Source organism: Bifidobacterium sp. LH_743 (assembly GCF_056355775.1).
This window is the reverse complement of sequence record NZ_JBKESZ010000001.1, coordinates 43,919-62,746: the sequence shown is the minus strand read 5'-3', so window position 1 is coordinate 62,746 and position 18,828 is coordinate 43,919. Positions and strand designations below refer to the sequence as shown.

Here is an 18,828-nt window from a genome sequence, read left to right as displayed (position 1 = left end):
CAGCAGGCGCGTGCCGAATCACACCGCCGTGTAGTTCGACATCTCCCGCAGCATCGGAATGGTCGACGCGGCCCACGGGAACAGCCATTCGAAGCAGGATGCGGCGGCGGCGAACAGTAGCAGCGCCAGCAGTAGCAGGCGAATCGGCAATACGCCCGGCTGCAGTCGCATAAGGCTGCCGTACAGGCTGAAATCGGGCTTCTTGCGGCGTCCTTCGCGCACGTCGGCGATGTACGGCCACCGCCATGCCACGGCAGCGGAGATGAAGATGATCACGTAGGCGGCGAGCACGCCCAGGATCCATGGTTTCAGCGTGCCGATGGACGAGGCGAACGATGGATGCTCGTTGTTGACGAATTTGACTTTGCCGTTCGCGTCCGTGGAGGCCAGTTCTTTGGGGATGCCGTCGGACACTTTCGCCCAGTAGGAGAATTCGGCGTAGCTGATCCAGCGATGCGTCGGAGTGGAGTATTTCGGCTCGCACGTGGTCATGGTCAGCATGCGTTTGGTCGGCGTCGCGCCCGGGTTCTCAGGGTTGGGCGCCACGACTTCTATCTGTGTCGGCAGCACGATTTTGTAGCTGGTGTAGCGGTATACGTACCAGTAGTCCTGCGTACGGATGATGATCGGGTCGCCTTCCTGCAGCTTGTCTACGTCGCCGAGCGGCTGTCCGTAGCCGTTGCGGTGTCCGGCGAAAGCGAAGTTGCCGATTTGCCCGGGCATCTGCGAGGTCGTGTAGTGGCCGAGACCGTGCTTGTTGAGCTGGGTCAGGTCCGTGCCTTCCACGAGGTTGCGTTCCCATTGGCCGCCGAATCGCGGTATGTAGACTTGGGCGATGAGTTCGCCTTCTGTGGCGCTTTGCGGCTGCACGGGCGGGTCGCCTTCCTGGGCCTTGGCCACGGTGACGTTGCCGGATTGCGACGGATCGGACCATGATACGGATTGGCGGGCTTCGATCTGGTTGTGTTCGGCCTGCACGCCCGTCCACCACATCTGCCATGCGATGTACAGCGCGCACACCACGGCTGCGGTCAGCATGAGTTCGGCGAGGATGCCAAGGACCGTCCACAGCACGCCTTTGGCACGTCCGCCGCTTTTCTGGGCCACATGTTTCATCTGCTATTGTTTCCCCTCTTGCGATTCGTCGCTTGTGCCGTCGTCCATCGCTTTCGCATACTGCAACGGCTGTTGCAAGGCGTCGGTCGCTTCGAAATGCAGCTTGTCCTTCTCCTCGACCTGCCATCCCAGGCCGAACGCGCTGACATACTGCCGGTATATGGACACTTCCGTGGAATCGTCGAGTGCCTTCCTCATCTCGTCCACCGGTCCGATCGCCGAAATCTTGAACGGCGGCGAATACTTCTTGCCTTGCAGCAGCAGCACGTTGCCGGAGCAGCGTACGGCGGAGTTGAACAGCACGCGCTGGTCCATGATCTTCATGGATTCGGCACCGCCCGCCCATAACGCGTTGACCACGGCCTCGACGTCCTGCTGGTGCACCACGTAATCGTTGATGTTGGCGTTGGAGCCATTGGAATCGACCATATTCTCCCATAACGGGGAATCGTCGAGCGTCACCACCAGTCCCGGACCTTCCACTTCGGGAAGCATGGTGCCGTTGCCGGCATTCTCGCTGTCCTGCGAGCCATCGGAGTTCTGGCTGTCGAGCGTTTTGCTCAGATCGTTCACTCTGGAGCTGAGGGCGTCGACTTCGGAACGCAGCGAGTTCACTTTTTTCACGCGTTGTTCCACGAGTTCGGCGGTGTCGTTGCTCACCACCACGGAACGGTTGACGCGCAGATTGGTGGCGAGTAGGAATCCCGAGAACAGCAGTACGAGGAAAGCCGCGACGCCGGCCGCCTTGGACCGTTTCACGCTGTGTTTCCCGGTGTGCTTCGCCATGATGCCTTTCTGGACGATTACGGACGGTTGTCCCGATTGTGAACAGTTTCACGCCGTAGGTTCGCCGCTTTCGCGGCCACCCACTATTATATCTTTTAGCCGATTTAAGGAGACTATGCTGATGGCTGACGAAGAGCTGCACGAAACCACCGCGGACGACCAGAAGGACTGGCAGGCCGAGGCCGAAGCCGAAGCTGGCACGGGTGCGGAAGAGACCACTGGCGACGAGGCTGCCGCCAAGTCCGACGAAAACGATGACGATCTCGACATCCCCATGGACCGCGTGGAAGCGGTGCTGAACGCCACCGCCGACAAGGATTCCCTGTCGCCGCAGATGCAGCGCATGATGAACCGTCAGGCGGAGAACACCCGCCGTGTTGAGGAGACCATCAAGGGCACCAAGTCCAATCCGCGTTGGTTCGTGCCGCTGTTCTGCGCGCTGATGATCATCGGTCTGGTGTGGGCCGTGGTCTACTACCTGACCTCCGACTATCCGATTCCGCACATCGGTGCTTGGAATTTGGCCATCGCGTTCGCGATCATCATGGTCGGTTTCATCATGACCATGTGGTGGCGCTGAGCCGTCTAATGGGTTCTGGATCCGATAGACCAATCCACCCGAACTAAACCCTTCGAAAAAGACGCCCAGGATTTCCTCGGCGTCTTTTTCATTTCCGTTCTGTCTTACTTCTTCTCCGCTCCATCCGGCCGTCTTCGCTCCCTCTGCCGGATGGCCCCATCCGCTAACGGCCGGCGTCGATTTTCGTCGTACGGAACAGCACATGCGCGCCGCCCTGCATGGTGGTGCCGAACAGATAGGCGTCCCCGCCGTCGGCCAGCTTGAGCTTCCGACGCAACTGCGGCGCGTTAAGCGGAAAATTGCGCACGGCGATATTGGCACGGTCCAAGCCGGCAAGCAATCGCCGCAACTCCTTCTTGCCCATGCCGCCGACCGACTCAATCGCAAAACCTCGCCCCGGAAAGCCGGACACGGGCTTGTCCGAAACGAACAGGTGGCTGCCCGGCCCGATCTGCGTCACGCCGTACCGCTCCTCGATCGCGTCGAAACAGCCGGCCTTCATGATCGACGCGTTCGGCTCGTACAGATAATGCGGATGCTCCGGCAGCGGTGTCTCCCCGATGCGCAGACCGCGCGTGTAGGCCGCGGCATCGTAGTCGAGCCGCTGGTCGTCGTTCACGCAGTAGACGTGCGGCGCGCGCGGCCCATCGCTGCCATCCAGCACCAGCAGCAGCTCCTTGCATTCGTTGCCGGTGGACACGATGTGCACTTCCGCCACCGCGCCCGCGAAATCGTCCACCGCCTTGCGCCAATCGAGCATCGGCGACAGTTTGACCATCACGTACCGTGCCTTCGTCAGCAGCTCGTCGCGCAACGCCAGCACGTCGGGCGTGCAGTCCTCGATCGCGTAGGTGCGCGCGCCATGCTCGTCCCGTCGCGCGGGATCGATGTAGATCAGCCACGCGGGCTCCATGGAATGGAGGTATTCCACGCCATCCCCGCATACCACACGCACGTGCGCAAGCCCCAAGGCCGCCATATTGTGCGCCGCGAGCCCGCACAGATGCGGCTGCCGCTCGACGTACGTGGCCTGGCCGAATTCGCGTGCGATATACGAGCAATCGACGCCGAATCCGCCCGTCAAGTCCACCATGCTTGCTTCAGAGACCGCACTTCCTGTCGATTGCTGCGTCGGCTGCGGTGTCGACCGCAGCGTCGATTGCAACAGACGCCGTGCGATTTCGGCCTTATATCGCGCTGTGAACTGCGATGAGCACTGTTCCATGGAAATATGCGCGGGATAGATGATATCCGCGCACGCGGCCCATTCCGGCAGTTTTTTGCGTGCGATCTGCCAGCCGGCGATCTGGTCGAGCGCCATCGGCAGGTCGAGGCCTTCCTTCCGTTTCGCTTTGAGCGCCAGATCGCGCACATCCTCGTCGCGATGCGTCTCGACGAAGGCGCGCGTCACCTCATTCATCAACGGGTTTTCCAGGATTCCGTCGTCATATCCGTCCTGCGGCCGTTCCTGCGATGGACCATGCGATTCGTCGCGCACCATTCCGCACCACCTTTCGTCCTTTTGATTCAGCTTTTTCGTCATACACCCCAATCAATCCATTCGTCTGTGGATAACAAGTGGACAAATGTGGATGAATGTGGACAACGTCTATATCTCGTGTCCGCAATAACTTCGTGCCACGAAATATCGGCGGCGATTTTCCCCATTTTTGTGGGGAGTGGATAATGGTTATCCACATTTCCCACCCATGAAATTCCATGCATTCCGCCATTTTGTGAATATCCATGTGGACAATTCACCACGTTATCCCCGAGTTACCCACAGCTTTTACCCCAGTTATCCACACAGTTATCCACGATTGTGGATAACTGTGCAATCCGAATACCCCCTAATATTGCCATGCCATCATCTGCAACAACGGATTACACATGTCACAGCACACGACGACCACGGCTATCGCAAGAAACACGGCAACGCCGTACACCGCTGCACGCCAGCCCAGACCCTTGCCACGGAACGCACGCAGACCCGAGACCAGCAGCCACGCGAACAGGCCGCCGATGATGAAACCGCCGATATGCGCCTGCCATGCGATGCCCGGCGTAATCACCGGCATCAGGAAATTGACCAGCATCCAGATCAACATCGACCGGATATCCATGCCGATGCGGCGGTATACCACCAGAATCGCGGCGAACAGGCCAAACAGGGCGCCGGAGGCACCGTATGCCGCGGTCATCCAGCCCGACGGCGAACACACGGCCCAGACCATCAATCCGGCGCCGCCGCCGAGGCCGGACAGCACGTACAGCGCAAGATATGGCCAATGCCCCATCATCCGTTCCAGAACCGGTCCCACGCACCACAGCGTCAGCATGTTGAACAGAATGTGCCACAGCGAGTTCGGCTGATGCAGGAACATCGATGTGATAAAGGTCCACGGATGGCGTACGGCCGTGGCGGGCATCAGCATGCCGGCGCTCACGAACGCATTGCCCGCGGATGGCCAGACCGCGTACAGCACCGCTTCCACGAGCCACACGACGACGCATGCCGCGATGATGATCATGGTGATGACGGGATCGCCGTTGCGCCAGCGGTATCTCAGCGAACGCGCGGAAAACAGGTCCCTGAACGAAGGGGAATCGGGGAACAGACTGAATCGTTGATATGCCATAGCTCAAACACTACCGGCATGCGCCGGAATTCCCGGCGCGTAAATCCACCCAATCGACACATTCCGCGAATTAAAATGGGAAGCGCAGTTGGTTTGAACGAACAGGCCAACCAATGTTTGGAAACCTTGAAAGGAGCCGTCATGGAGAACAAGTCTTCTAACGGTTGGAAGTTCTTCGCGCTGCTCTTCGGAGCTTTGCTTGCCGGCGTCGTCGGTCTGTACATCTACAAGCAGCAGAATCCTGATTACGACCCATGGGAGGAACCGTGGGAGAACAGCTCCTCTCCGGTCGACCTTGGTCTGAACAAGGATGCCGAGCCTGAAACCGAAGCGGCCGAAGCACCTGCGGCCGAGCCTGAAGCCGCCTGATCTTCCTTTTCCTGTCGTACGTTTTCAACAGACGCTGTCGACAGATCAGAAGAAGCCCCGTATCGTGTGATGCGGGGCTTTTTCGTGCGATTCAAGGCTTTTCCCTTGATGGCATGCTGCATCCGTGGCGCACTGCATCCGACCGGGCATGCGAAAGGGCCTCCGGGATTTCCCGGAGGCCCTTCGTCATCACATGTTCGCCCGTCGCGCAATGTGCGGAACCGTCAGGCGGCCACGTGGACCATCAGGCGAGCGGAGCGAAAGCGATCATGCGTGTGTCACCAAGGCGTCCGGGACGAAGGCGTACGAAGGTACGTCGAGTCCCGAACAACGCAGGTGACACTCCATAATCACTTGAGCGGACCGCGGAGCCGTCAAGCGGACAGCCCAGTGGGCTGTCCGTAGGCGACGCCGAACGGCTATGCCGTGAGGCAGAAACCAGCGCGCAGCTGGCATACCGGGACGCGAGCCGTCAGGCGAGCGGACCGGTGTGCCAGATGCGCTCCAAATAATCCTCGATGGAGCGGTCGGAGCTGAAGTAGCCGGAGTTGGCCACATTGAGCACGGCCATGCGGCTCCACTTCATCGGATCGCGGTAGGTCTCCTCGATCTGGGCCTGGATGTCCATGTACGCACGGAAGTCGGCGAGCGTCATGAAGTAATCCTTGTTCAGCCAGTCGTTGACGAGGTCCTTGTAGGTGTCCTTGTCGCCGTTGGAGAAGGTGCCGTCCGCAACCATGTCGATCGCGGCCTTGAGCTGCGGGTCCTTCTCGTAGTATTCGCGGGACAGGCCCTTGGTGTCGTAGCCCTTGGCGTACAGAGCGGAGACTTCCGGCTCGGTCATGCCGAACAGGAAGAAGTTCTCGGCGCCCACGCGCTCACGGATCTCGACGTTGGCGCCATCGAGGGTGCCAACGGTCAGAGCGCCGTTGAGGGCGAACTTCATGTTGCCGGTGCCGGAGGCTTCCTTGCCGGCCTGGGAGATCTGCTCGTCGAGGTCGGTGGCCGGGATGAGGTTCTGGGCCAGCTCGATGTTGTAGTTCCACGGGAAGTAGACGTTCAGCTTGCCCTTGACGTCCGGATCGTTGTTGATGACGCGGGCGACGTTGTTGATCAGCTGGATGGTCTGCTTGGCCAGGTAGTAGCCCGGGGCGGCCTTGGCGCCGAATACGATGGTGCGCGGCATGACGTCGTCGGCGGAGACCTTGCCGGACTTGATGTCGGCGTAGTCGGCGATGACGGACAGGATCTTCAGGGCCTGGCGCTTGTACTCGTGCAGACGCTTGACCATGGTGTTGATCATGGTGTTCGGGTCGATGTCGAAGCCGTACTTGCGCTTGGCGAAGTTGGAGAAGTCGACCTTGTTGGCCTGCTTGACGGCTGCGAACTTCTTGACGAACTCGTCGTCATCGGCCAGCGGGACGAGGCCCTTGAGCAGCTCGAGGTCGCTCAGCCACTTGTCGGTGCCCAGGCCCTCGGTGATGAGGTCGGACAGACGCGGGTTGGCCAGCTTGATGAAGCGGCGAGGGGTCACGCCGTTGGTCACGTTGGTGAACTTGTCCGGATACACGTCGGAGAAGTTCTTCAGGGTGACGTCCTTGAGCAGCTCGGAGTGCAGCTCGGCCACGCCGTTGACGTGAGAGCCGCCGTAGGAGGCCAGGAAGGCCATACGCACGGAGTCGCCGGTGTAGATGGCCATGTCCTTGATGGTAGCGTCGTCGACGCCCTTGGCCTTGAGCTCGGCCTCGAACTGCTCGTTGATCTTCTTGATGATCTCGAGGTGACGCGGCAGCAGCTCGCCGATGAGCTTGGACGGCCACACTTCCAGGGCTTCCGGAAGCAGGGTGTGGCAGGTGTAGTTGAAGGTCTTGTTGGTGATCTTCCAAGCGGTGTCCCAATCGTAGCCGTACTCGTCCATGAGGACGCGCATGAGCTCCGGGATGCCGATGACCGGGTGGGTGTCGTTGAGCTGGAAGGTGATCTTGTCCGCGAAGGTGGTCAGATCCGGCTTGTCCTGGCCCGGGTAGAAGACGCGGATGGCGTCGTGGATGGAGGCGGACACGAAGAAGTACTGCTGCTCGAGACGCAGAGCCTTGCCCTGCGGGGTGGAGTCCTCCGGGTACAGGATCTTGGAGATGTTCTCGGCCTCGACCTGCGGCTTGACGGCGTCGAGGTACTCGGACTTGTTGAAGGTGAGCAGATCGAACTCGTCATAGCTCTTGGCGGTCCACAGACGCAGGGTGTTCACACGGCCGGAGGCGTAGCCCGGAACCATGTAGTCGACCGGGACGGCGCGCACGGACCAAGCCGGCTTCCAGACCTTCTTGCCGTTCTCTTCGACGACTTCGCCGCCGAAGGAGACCTTCTGGTCGCGGTTGTAGTCGATGTGGCCCCACGGCTCCTCGTTGGCCAGCCAGTAATCCGGGGTTTCGACCTGCTTGCCGTCCTTATCGAATTCCTGCTTGAAGATGCCGTACTTGTACTGGATGCCATAGCCGAACGCCGGCACGCCAAGGGAGGCGAGGGAGTCGATGAAGCAGGCGGCCAGACGACCCAGGCCACCATTGCCCAGACCCGGCTCGTATTCGGCGTCGATGACTTCCTGGGCGGAGAATCCGAGGTCCTTGACGGCCTTGTTGAACTGGTCGGTCAGACCGGCGTTGAGCAGCGCGTTCTCCAGCTGCTTGCCCATAAGGAATTCGGCGGACAGGTAGCCGACGGCCTTGGTGTTGCCGTTGACCATGTCGGCCTGGGTCTTCATCCAGGAATCCACGAGATGGCGACGCACTGCGGCGGACGCGGCGACGTACACATCGGCCGGCTTGGCCTGCTCGACGGTGACGCCCTGGGTGTACTTCAGCTGCTCACGGATCTCGTCAGCGAACTGTTCCGCGGTGACCGCGGACTTCGGTGCGGTAATTTCAGTCATTGATTGACTCCCTTTGACGGATACTCTCCAGGAACATTATGCCTTACTCCAGCGTCCTTGCATTTGCGGCCGCATGAACACCAAGTAACATCATGCATACGTTCTCATGTACAGCATACTACGCAATCGCAAAAAGACGAAATCCCAAGTAATCACTTGTCGGCACTCGTTTGCAAAAATTTGCAAAACAATGCAAAAGGCGGTGCAACGGGATGCAGCCGCTCATCGTACGGTCGAAAGAAATCGGCACGAGCACGCCGATAACGTCCTATCGAACAGCGTAGTCGTTTGTGCGCGGCACAATACGGGTATGGCTGTCATACGAGAACAGGACTTGGGTAGGGGGCGCGCCGCCTTCAAGCAATGGCGGGAAGCGGCACACGACATTTTCGAGGAACATATGCCGGCCGACGATGCCGCCGCCCGCGATTTCCGGCTTGACTTCTTTCCGCGGCTGCCGCGCCAGCTATGGGCGATGGCGGTGCGGTATTCGTTGTATCTGCTTGAGAAGAAGGCGCCCGGCGAAGGCGTGGAGGTGCGCGTCGCGCCATGGGGGGCGATCAAGATACTCGACGGGCCAGCGTCCGACCCGCACAATCTCACGCCACCCGACGTCATCGAGCTCGATCCGGACGTGTGGATGCGGCTTGCCACCGGCATCACCAGTTGGCAGGAGGAGAAGGATGCCGGACGTATCACCGCCGTCGGCGAGCGCGACGACCTGAGCGATTTGCTGCCGTTGGCGTGACCGCCACAACACAACATGGCACAACGCGACATAACACGACACAAAAAAATGACCCGCGGCTTGAGCCACGGGTCATTCATGTAAAGATTCATGCAGAACTAGTCCTGCTTCTTCGGCTTCAGCGCGCTGGGCACCGGCATCGGGATGGGCTTGTGCGGCTTCGGCGCGGCCTTCGCTGCCGGAAACTCACCACTGGTGGCCTTCGCAGCGGCTTCCGCGGCCCACTTGGCGTACTCATCGAGGTCGTCAACGGAATCGGAAGATGCCTGACCATCCCCAGTGGTCTCATCTTCGGCGTCCACATCGTGGGCATACTTGGCTTCGATATCGGCAAACGGGTCGAAGGAACCAGAACCAGGCTCCTGCGCACCGAGCTCCTTGGCAAGCTCATCGTAATCGGTGTCGGTGGTCAGGTACTTGAGCTTTCGGGCTATTTTCTGCTGTTTGGCTTTCTGACGTCCGCGGCCCATCTGACCCCCTGAGATTACTGTGCTATCAATTCATCAAACAAGAGAGTACCACTTATTGAGCATTATTTCGTTGTCGGCTCAGACTTTTACGATAAAATCGTTGATTTTCTTAAGAAAAGGACACATATGACGGACGAAACCCAGGAGCAGCAGATCACCGCTGTCGGCAACGAAATGAGCGCCAGCTTCCTCGCCGCAAAGAAGCGTTCGGATGCAACGCTGGCCAAGCTGGAGGAGCATCCGGACAAGTTCACCATGCTCACCGGCGATCGTCCGACCGGTCGTCTGCATCTTGGCCACTACTTCGGCTCCATCCGCGAGCGCGTGGCCATGCAGAACCGCGGCGTGAACTCGAACATCATCATCGCCGACTATCAGGTGATCACCGACCGCGACACCACCGAGCACATCGAGGACAACGTGCTCAACCTGGTGCTCGACTACATGGCTGCCGGCATCGATCCGAACAAGACCATGATCTTCACTCATTCCGCCGTTCCGGCCGAGAACCAGCTCATGCTGCCGTTCCTGTCCCTGGTCACGGAGGCCGAGTTGCACCGCAACCCGACCGTGAAGTCCGAGATGGAGGCCTCCGGCCATGCGCTGACCGGCCTGCTGCTCACCTACCCGGTGCACCAGGCGTGCGACATCCTGTTCTGCAAGGCCAATGTGGTGCCGATCGGTAAGGACAACCTGCCGCACGTGGAGATCACCCGTACCATCGCCCGCCGTTTCAACGAGCGCTACGCGAAGAAGAACCCGGTGTTCCCGGAGCCGAGCGCCATCCTGTCCGAGGCGCCGGAGATTCCGGGCCTTGACGGCCGCAAGATGAGCAAGTCCTACGGCAACTCCATCATGCTGGGCGCCACCGCGGAGGAGACCGCCAAGCTCATCAAGAAGAGCCCGACCGATTCCGAACGCCGCATCACCTTCGATCCGATCGCTCGCCCGCAGGTTTCCGCGCTGCTGACCACCGCCGGTTTGGTGACCGGCCGCGATCCGAAGGACATCGCCGAGGAGATCGGCGACTCCGGCGCAGGCGCGCTGAAGAAGTACGTGATCGAATCCGTGAACGAGTTCCTGGCGCCGCACCGCGAGCGCCGTGCCGAACTGGCCAAGGACATGGATTACATCCGCGACGTGCTGCACGACGGCAACAAGCGCGCGAATGCAATCGCCAACGAGACGCTGGAGCAGGTGCGCGAGGCCATGGGCATGCGCTACTGAGCCGGGGTGCCGGCAGCAGTCGGCACCCCCCGTGGCTTATATGGGCGGGTATCGGAGCAGTTATCTCGCTTACGTGTGGCAGATTTCGACTGCCGGCCATGTCTATTTCGCTTACGTGTGGCACCTCAATCTGAAAAAGCCTGGGGATGGACGTTGGAATTTCAACGTCCATCCCCAGGCTTTCGCATATCACATGCCACACGTAAGCGAAATGCATGCGGTCATGATCGAGATTCTGCCACACGTAAGCGAGATACAGGCTTTCCTCTGCATGCAACGGCATGCAGAGGATCATGCAGCAGCCAATTCACTGGGTCAGATCTGCGCGCGCTTCTCCCCTGCCGCGATTTCGGCGGCGACCAGATCGTCGTCGACGTGGCGGTCGTCTGGGTCGTCGAGGTAATGGTCGAACTCGTGCAGCACCTCGGCGCTCGGCTCCGGCGTGAGCAGCGAGACCACCACGATGAACAGCAGCGAGATGATGAACGCCGGCAGCAGTTCGTAGATGGCGAACACGCCGCCCAGCGGCTTGATGAAGTTGTGCCAGATGAGCACGGTGGCGGTGCCGGACAGCATGCCTGCGATGGCGCCGTACTTGTTGGTCCGTCTCCAATACAGCGAAGTGAGCATCAACGGACCGAAGGACGCGCCAAGGCCCGCCCACGCGTACGAGACGACCTGGAAGATGGAGGAGTTCTGGTCGAAGGCGATCACGATGCCGAACACGAACATGACGAGCAGCGTGATGCGGGCCACCATCATCACCTGACGGTCGGTGGCCTTGCGGTGCAGCAGTCCGTGGAAGATGTTCTCAGCCACGGCCGAGGCGCCGATGATCATGTACGAGGACGAGGAGCTCATGGACGCGGCGAAGATGCCGGATACCACGATGCCGCACATGAAGCTCGGCAGCAACGCCTGCGCGACCACGATGAAGATGTTCTCGGCGGCCGCCTGGGTGGCGAACTGGGTAGGCATCATGGCACGGCCTACCAGACCGATGCACACGCCGCACGCCAGCGAGATCACGCACCACGTGGTGGCGATGATGCGGGACTTCTTGATCTCCTCGGAGCTGCGGATGGACAGGAAGCGCACGAGCACCTGCGGCATGCCGAAGTAGCCGAGGCCCCACGCGAGCATGGAGATGATGGTGATGATGCCGTAATCGGCGGGGGCGCCGAACATGGCCTGTCCGGCCTGAACGATCTGCTCGCCGGCCGCGTTGAGCACCGGAGCCGCCGTATGCGTGCCATCGAGGAAGCCTGGAATGCCTTTGAGGAAGGCCACGGTGTTGTCGATGCCGCCGGCGGACGCGACGGAGCCGACGAATACCACGGCGAGCGCGAAGAACATGAGCAGGCCCTGAATGAAGTCGGTCACGACCACGGACAGGTAGCCGCCGATGATGGTGTAGGCGAACACGATGGCCGCGCCGACCACCATGGTCAGGTGGTAGTCCCAGCCGAAGAGCGTGGAGAACAGCTTGCCCACCGTCACGAAGCAGCTGCCGACGTACACGCAGAAGAACACGAGGATGATGAGCGCGGCGATGGTGGAGACTATGTTCTTCTTGTCATGGAAGCGCTTGGAGAAGAAGTCGGGGATGGTGATGGCGTCGCCGGCGACTACGGAGTAGCGGCGCAGGCGGCGTGCGACGAGTTTCCAGTTGAGGTAGGTGCCGAGGGCCAGGCCGATGGCCGTCCACATCGGGTCGGCGGCACCGGTGAAGTAGGCGACGCCGGGCAGGCCCATGAGCAGCCAGCCGCTCATGTCGGATGCCTCGGCGCTTAACGCCGTCAGCCATGGGCCGACGCCGCGACCACCGGCGAAATACTGTCTCGTGGACGAGTTCGAGCGCTTGGAGTAGATGAATCCAATGGTCAGCATGGCCACGAAGTAGATGACCATGGCCACGAGGACCCAGATGTCTTTGGAAACCACGTCCCATTCCCTCTCTTCAAAAAACGATGATTTGACCCAATGTAACCGTTCGGGATCACGTCGATCCCGAACGTCTCACGTTGAGAGCCGAAATATGGGCCGTCAAATGCCGAACGCCAAGACGTCACACGTCGTAGCGCCAGGACTTGTCGGTGATCACGCGGGCCATCGCAAGTCCGATGGGCAGGCAGATGATCACCATGAAAGCGCGGAACGCCCAGTCCAAAGCGTTCAGCGTATCGAACTGGCCGAGGTGGAACATGGCCTGGTACATATACAGACCGGGAACCATGATCACAATGGACGGCACGGTCAGGCAGATACGCGGATAGCCCAGATGCGGCGGAAGCCATCCATGACGCACCGCGGAGCGCCAGGCGGAGGCGAGCAGACCGGCAAGCAACGCGCCGATGAACGCACCGGCTTCGGCGGGAACGCCCATGTCGACGATCTCAAGACGCAGGGTGTCGGTGATCAGGCCGATGGTGGCCGCCACCAGGCACATGCGCTGCGGCGAGTTGAACATCACGGAGAAGCCCCACACGCCGATGAACGCGAAGAGCATGCGCAGCAGGCAGTTGACGACGGGATTCAGGCCCAAAGGCTCGAAGCCTTCCGGATTCAGATGCACGACGGACGCCACCATCCATCCGGCCAGCGTGGCCATCAGGATGATGCACAGCACGTAACAGACGCGTTGGATGCCCGACGGGAAGTCGATCTTCGCCATGTCAAGACCGCCCGTGATGAGCGGGAATCCCGGGATGACGAAAAGCATGGCGCCGATGTAGGCAGTGTCGTGCTGCAACGCGACCGGGTTGAACAGGCCGATGAGTCGCAGCGTGCCGGTGCAGGCCAGGGCCGCGACGGCGACGCACACGAAGGTGACGAAGAACTGGTTGAGATGGTGGGCAAACAGCTTGCGGCGCAGCCAATGGCCGAGACCAGCGCCGACGAAGGCTCCGATCATATCGAAGGGGCCGCCGCCCAGCAGGAACACGAAGGATGCGCAGGCACAGGCGGAGGCGAATCCGGCGAACAGCGGCGAGTACAGCGGCTTTCTGCGTTCGATCATGTCGAGCCGCTCATGCGCCTGACGCACGGTGATGCCGGGCTGGTCGCCACGGGTCTTGCCGATGTGGTCGAAATGTTCGGCGTATTCCTTCGGAGGCTTGCCCGCACGCTCCCTAACGAACCTGCGCGCCTGTCCACGACGGCTACGCTTGGCATCGGAGCCCGATACTTCCGCTGTCCGGCCGGAAGCCTTGGAATCGGAAGCCGAATCGGCCTCCACGTCGGAAACCGCGTAATCGGCGCGATACTGCGCTTCTTCAATGTCGCGCAGGTGCAGCGGACGCGCGGTGGAATCATCGTCCTTGGCACGCTCCGTCACCATTTCCAACGCGTCGAGAACGGGATCGTCGGAGCCTTCCTGGTTCTGTTCGACCTTCTGCCGTTCGCGCAGCTGCTTGGACAGGTCGGCGGAGACCTGCGAGGCGTCTTTTTTGTCAAGATGCTGCATCAGCCCTTCGGAAACCTCGGACTGATGGTGGTACATCGAGCCCTTGCCCAGGTTCACGTTGAACCAGTCCGCGAAATGCTCGAGCAGCCAGATGCGCTCGGTGTTCACGCCGGTGGTCGGCAGGTCGATGACTTCGGTGATGCGGTCCTTGCCGTCGGTGCAGGACGCCTCGATATCGGTGAGGTTCACATCGGCACGCACGTGCACGCCCAGCGGATAGGCGATGCGGTGCATCATCTCACGGACGCGGAAGCTTCCCGTTCCGGCGCCGAGGTCGAGCATGCCGACACGTACGATCACACTGGCTTTCGCCGCGATTCCTGCATCGGTGACCGGCTTGTCCCAATCTCGCTCGATGTCTTCCATGTCGAGCGGGATGGAGTGGGTGTGGAATTTGCTGACTGCCTTCGCGCTGCTATTGACGCTTTCAGCATGTTCATCATGTTCATGTAGTGCGCTCACGCTATTCAGGTCTAACGTGTGGGCTGGTCGGGAAATTTTATGGCATTCGATCGATTCCATTTTACGGACATACGATGTCCACGATTCGAACTTTTCCGGTATTTCCGTAACCAAACTGTCGATTTGCCGCGCATACAATGGTCGAGCATTTACCCACCAGACTTAGGGCTGTGGGCTCGCAACAGATGGCCAAAACAATCGCGGAGGTGCCGCGAAGGACCGACAGACCGAGCAACCCGATGGTTTGGAGAAGGAGGTCTGATGACAACTGAAAACGAACAGATCACGCCTGCCGACGCGGCCATAGTCTCGTCCGGCACCGGCACCAAAGGCCCCGAGGAGCGTGATCTTCCCGCTTCCCTCAAAGAGGAAATGGACCTGTGTCTGCAGATCCTTCGTGAGGTGCTCGGCGAATTCGACGAAAAGCTGCTGGCCAAGTTCGATGAGGTGCGCGAGCACGCGCTGAACGCCAGCGCCGAACGTTTCTCCGGCATTCTTTCTGATACGAATCCCGACCAGGACGACCTGCAGAAGGTGGTCGACATCGTCGACAAGATGGATGTCCACGACGCCCAGCTGCTGGCCCGCGCCTTCACCACCTACTTCCATCTGGCCAACCTGTGCGAGGAGAACTACCGCGTCTCCGTGCTGCACCAGCGCGAGGCCGCAGTGGATGAGAACCAGGCCGTCGACCCGGTGAACGAAATGACCTGCGCCTACCACCAGCTCATCAACGAGATGGGTCCGGCCAAGGCCCAGGAACTGCTCAACAAGCTTGAGTTCCATCCGGTGTTCACCGCGCATCCGACCGAAGCCCGCCGCAAGGCCGTGGAAGGCAAGATCCGCCGCATCTCCCAGCTGCTCGAAGCGCACAAGCTGCTCGGCGGCTCGGACAAGAAGGAAAACTCCCGCCGTCTCTTCAACGAGATCGACGCCCTGTTCCGCACCTCCCCGATCGCGCTGAAGAAGCCGACACCGGTCGAGGAAGCGGACACCATCCTCGATATCTTCGACAACACGCTGTTCTACACCATTCCGCAGGTATACCGTCGTTTCGACGACTGGGTCCTCGGAGACAAGGCCGGCCTCGTGCCGCCGGTGTGCCCGGCGTTCTTCCATCCGGGAAGCTGGATCGGCTCCGACCGCGACGGCAACCCGAACGTCACCGCCAAGGTGAGCCGCCAGGTGGCCCGCAAGTTCAGCGACCACGTGCTGGGCGCGCTGGAGATCGAGACCCGCCGCGTCGGCAAGAACCTGACGATGGAAGCCGAGACCACCCCGCCGAGCGCCGAGCTCAAGGCCCTCTGGAGCCACCAGAAGGAAATGAGCGAGCGTCTGACCGACAAGGCCGCCCTAATCTCCACCAAGGAGCTGCATCGCGCCGTCATGCTGGTCATGGCCGATCGTCTGAAGGCCACCATCGAACGCGACGCCGACCTGATGTACCATTCCTGCGACGACTTCATCGCCGATCTGAAGGTGGTGCAGCGTTCCCTCGCTGAAGCCAACGCCAAGCGTTCCGCCTACGGCCCGCTGCAGGACCTGATCTGGCAGGCCGAGACCTTCGGCTTCCACATGGTCGAGATGGAGTTCCGTCAGCACTCCGTCGTGCATTCCCGCGCTCTGGAGGACATCCGCGAGCATGGCCTGCACGGTGAGCGCGGCGAGCTGCAGCCGATGACCCACGAGGTGCTCGACACCTTCCGTGCGCTCGGCGCCATCCAGAAGCGCAACGGCATCAAGGCCGCGCGCCGCTACATCATCTCCTTCACCAAGAGCGCCCAGAACATCAAGGACGTATACGAGCTGAACCGTCTGGCATTCGCCCATCCGGAGGACGTGCCGACCATCGACGTGATCCCGCTGTTCGAACAGCTTGAGGATCTGCAGAACTCGGTGGACGTGCTCGAAGACATGATCAAGATCCCGGAGGTGCAGGCTCGTCTGAAGGCCACCGGCGGCAAGCTCGAGGTCATGCTCGGCTACTCCGATTCCTCGAAGGACGCCGGCCCGACCTCCGCCACCCTGGCCCTGCATTCCGCCCAGGAGCGCATCGCCAAGTGGGCCGAATCGCACAACATCGACCTGACCCTGTTCCATGGCCGCGGCGGCGCCGTCGGTCGTGGCGGTGGCCCGGCCAACCGTGCGGTGCTCGCTCAGCCGGTCGGTTCCGTCAAGTGCCGCTTCAAGCTCACCGAGCAGGGCGAGGTCATCTTCGCCCGCTACGGCAACCCGGCGCTGGCCATCCGCCACGTGGAGTCCGTCGCGGCCGCCACGCTGCTGCAGTCCGCACCGAGCGTGGAGAAGCGCAACACGGACATGACCAAGAAGTACGCCGACATGGCCAGCAAGCTCGATGAAGCCGCGCACAACCGCTTCCTCGACCTGCTGAACACCGACGGCTTCGCACCGTGGTTCTCCACCGTCACACCGCTGACCGAAATCGGCCTGCTGCCGATCGGCTCCCGTCCGGCCAAGCGTGGTCTCGGCGCCAAGTCCCTCGACGATCTGCGCACGATTCCGTGGATCTTCTCCTGGGCCCAGGCACGCATCAACCTGGCCGCATGGTATGGTCTCGGCACCGCATGCGAGAAGTTCGGCGACCTCGCCACCCTGCGTCAGGCGTATGAGGAGTGGCCGCTGTTCTCCACGTTCATCGACAACATCGAGATGTCGCTGGCCAAGACCGACGAGCGCATCGCCAAGATGTATCTCGCCCTCGGCGACCGTGAGGACCTCAACAAGAAGGTTCTCGACGAGATGGAGCTCACCCGCAAGTGGGTGCTCAAGATCGTCGGCGATGAATGGCCGCTGCAACACCGTCACGTGCTCGGCCAGGCCATCCGCATCCGCTCGCCGTACGTGGACGCGCTGTCCGTCACCCAGGTGCTCGCCCTCGGTTCGCTGCGCAAGCGCGTGGACAAGGAAGAGCTCACCCACGGTCAGAAGGAGAACTACACCTATCTGATCCTGTGCACCGTTTCGGGTGTCGCCGCAGGCCTGCAGAACACGGGCTGATTTTTCGGCTGATTGCCTAGATAAGTACGCGAGCGGGGAGGTCCGTGCCGGCGAACGGCGCAGCCTCCCCGCTCGCGTACTATCTGGCCAGATTGCGGTCAACCCACGCATCCAGCAAACGTGCAGGCTGAACCGTATGATGAACCGTAGCCGACACAGCGGAGGGAATTGGCAATGGCAGACGATGACGAACTGTTTGTGAACCAGGACGAGGTCGAAGGCACCGCAAGCGGCGTGTGGAGCCGTATGCTGGCCGGAAATCGCAGATTCGCGGAAGGCAAGCCGGAGCATCCAAACCGTGGCGTGGAGGCCCGGGAGGCGGCCATCGACATGCATGATCCGGATGCGGCCGTGTTGAGCTGCTCCGATGCGCGTGTCAGCCCTGACATCATTTTCGATTCAGGCATTGGCGACCTGTTCACCGTGCGCACGGCCGGACAGGTCATCGACGACGCCGTGATCGCCAGTCTGGAGTACGCGGTGGACGTGCTTGGCGTACGGCTTCTGGTGGTGCTTGGACACCAGAATTGCGGTGCGATCAAGCAGGCGAGCAAGGAATACGAGGCGCTGCTTCACGAGCTGACGGCCGACGCGGAGGATTCCCTGATGGCGGCCGACAGTATCGCTGATCTCGACGAGCGTATCCTCAACGCGGAATCGTTGATACTGCGCACCGTCGGCTTGTCGATTTGGCAGGCGCATGAATCGGAACTTGAATCGGCGGAGGATTTCGAACGCGTGCACATCGCGCGCACCATCGAGGAACTGGTGGATCGTTCCGACGTGATCCGCAAGGCGCTGGCCGAGGACCGGCTGATGATCACCGGCGCGCGATATCAGCTTGATTCCGGCAAGGTCGAGGTCCTGAGCTTCTGACGATTGTCAGTTGGTTGCCGACGATTGTCAGTTGGTTGCCGACGATTGGCGGTCCGCCGGCAACCGTCGGCCGTACACGCCATCCACACGTCCGCCGTCCGTGGCCTCTCCCCCGCTTTGACATGCCGTTGCCTTAGATTGG

Annotated in this window: 14 protein-coding genes; 6 read left to right on the top strand and 8 right to left on the bottom strand. The window is 61.0% G+C overall.

Annotated elements, in window-relative coordinates:
- Positions 1–18 precede the first annotated feature (18 nt).
- Together AC1ATL_RS00255 and AC1ATL_RS00250 are read right to left on the bottom strand one after the other, a co-directional pair.
- Positions 19–1,116 carry a class E sortase gene (locus tag AC1ATL_RS00255; protein ID WP_476567594.1) on the bottom strand — a complete coding sequence of 366 codons (1,098 nt, stop codon included), beginning with the start codon at positions 1,114–1,116 and terminating at the stop codon, positions 19–21.
- Positions 1,117–1,119: 3 nt separating this feature from the next.
- The gene (locus AC1ATL_RS00250; protein WP_432623091.1) at positions 1,120–1,902 is read right to left on the bottom strand and encodes a DUF881 domain-containing protein; all 783 of its coding nucleotides are present in this window, start codon (positions 1,900–1,902) and stop codon (positions 1,120–1,122) included.
- Between the two features lie 121 nt (positions 1,903–2,023).
- On the opposite strand from AC1ATL_RS00250, the gene crgA reads away from it, so the two are divergent.
- The gene (gene crgA / locus AC1ATL_RS00245) at positions 2,024–2,482 is read left to right on the top strand and encodes a cell division protein CrgA (RefSeq protein ID WP_432623093.1); all 459 of its coding nucleotides are present in this window, start codon (positions 2,024–2,026) and stop codon (positions 2,480–2,482) included.
- 163 nt (positions 2,483–2,645) lie between these two features.
- Here crgA and AC1ATL_RS00240 read toward each other — a convergent pair whose 3' ends face one another.
- Positions 2,646–3,902 (bottom strand): THUMP-like domain-containing protein, encoded by a 1,257-nt coding sequence (locus AC1ATL_RS00240; RefSeq protein WP_432623149.1) that lies wholly within the window; start codon positions 3,900–3,902, stop codon positions 2,646–2,648.
- Between the two features lie 430 nt (positions 3,903–4,332).
- On the bottom strand, positions 4,333–5,121 hold the full coding sequence (locus AC1ATL_RS00235; protein ID WP_432623095.1) for a rhomboid family intramembrane serine protease: 789 nt from the start codon (positions 5,119–5,121) through the stop codon (positions 4,333–4,335).
- A gap of 141 nt (positions 5,122–5,262) precedes the next feature.
- Between AC1ATL_RS00235 and AC1ATL_RS00230 the strand changes: the two genes are divergently transcribed.
- Positions 5,263–5,490, top strand: a complete 228-nt coding sequence (locus AC1ATL_RS00230) for a hypothetical protein (protein ID WP_432623097.1) — start codon at positions 5,263–5,265, stop codon at positions 5,488–5,490.
- A gap of 472 nt (positions 5,491–5,962) precedes the next feature.
- On the opposite strand, the gene AC1ATL_RS00225 is transcribed toward AC1ATL_RS00230, so the two are convergent.
- Positions 5,963–8,419 (bottom strand): glycogen/starch/alpha-glucan phosphorylase, encoded by a 2,457-nt coding sequence (locus AC1ATL_RS00225; protein ID WP_432623099.1) that lies wholly within the window; start codon positions 8,417–8,419, stop codon positions 5,963–5,965.
- 310 nt (positions 8,420–8,729) lie between these two features.
- Here AC1ATL_RS00225 and AC1ATL_RS00220 point away from each other — a divergent pair, with 310 nt between their 5' ends.
- On the top strand, positions 8,730–9,167 hold the full coding sequence (locus AC1ATL_RS00220; RefSeq protein ID WP_432623101.1) for a sterol carrier family protein: 438 nt from the start codon (positions 8,730–8,732) through the stop codon (positions 9,165–9,167).
- Between the two features lie 98 nt (positions 9,168–9,265).
- Here AC1ATL_RS00220 and AC1ATL_RS00215 read toward each other — a convergent pair whose 3' ends face one another.
- Positions 9,266–9,637 (bottom strand): DUF3073 domain-containing protein, encoded by a 372-nt coding sequence (locus tag AC1ATL_RS00215; protein ID WP_432623103.1) that lies wholly within the window; start codon positions 9,635–9,637, stop codon positions 9,266–9,268.
- Between the two features lie 126 nt (positions 9,638–9,763).
- Between AC1ATL_RS00215 and trpS the strand changes: the two genes are divergently transcribed.
- Positions 9,764–10,864: a tryptophan--tRNA ligase gene (gene trpS / locus AC1ATL_RS00210; RefSeq protein WP_432623105.1), complete on the top strand. Its 1,101-nt coding sequence runs from the start codon at positions 9,764–9,766 to the stop codon at positions 10,862–10,864.
- Positions 10,865–11,179: 315 nt separating this feature from the next.
- Here the strand turns inward: trpS and AC1ATL_RS00205 are convergent, their stop codons facing one another.
- The gene (locus AC1ATL_RS00205; RefSeq protein WP_432623151.1) at positions 11,180–12,775 is read right to left on the bottom strand and encodes a sodium/proline symporter; all 1,596 of its coding nucleotides are present in this window, start codon (positions 12,773–12,775) and stop codon (positions 11,180–11,182) included.
- A 157-nt stretch (positions 12,776–12,932) separates the two neighbouring features.
- Positions 12,933–14,852 (bottom strand): threonine/serine exporter family protein, encoded by a 1,920-nt coding sequence (locus tag AC1ATL_RS00200; RefSeq protein ID WP_476567589.1) that lies wholly within the window; start codon positions 14,850–14,852, stop codon positions 12,933–12,935.
- 201 nt (positions 14,853–15,053) lie between these two features.
- Here AC1ATL_RS00200 and AC1ATL_RS00195 point away from each other — a divergent pair, with 201 nt between their 5' ends.
- Positions 15,054–17,810: a phosphoenolpyruvate carboxylase gene (locus AC1ATL_RS00195; RefSeq protein WP_432623107.1), complete on the top strand. Its 2,757-nt coding sequence runs from the start codon at positions 15,054–15,056 to the stop codon at positions 17,808–17,810.
- Positions 17,811–17,984: 174 nt separating this feature from the next.
- Positions 17,985–18,686 (top strand): carbonic anhydrase, encoded by a 702-nt coding sequence (locus AC1ATL_RS00190; RefSeq protein WP_476567586.1) that lies wholly within the window; start codon positions 17,985–17,987, stop codon positions 18,684–18,686.
- The last annotated feature ends 142 nt before the right edge of the window (positions 18,687–18,828 follow it).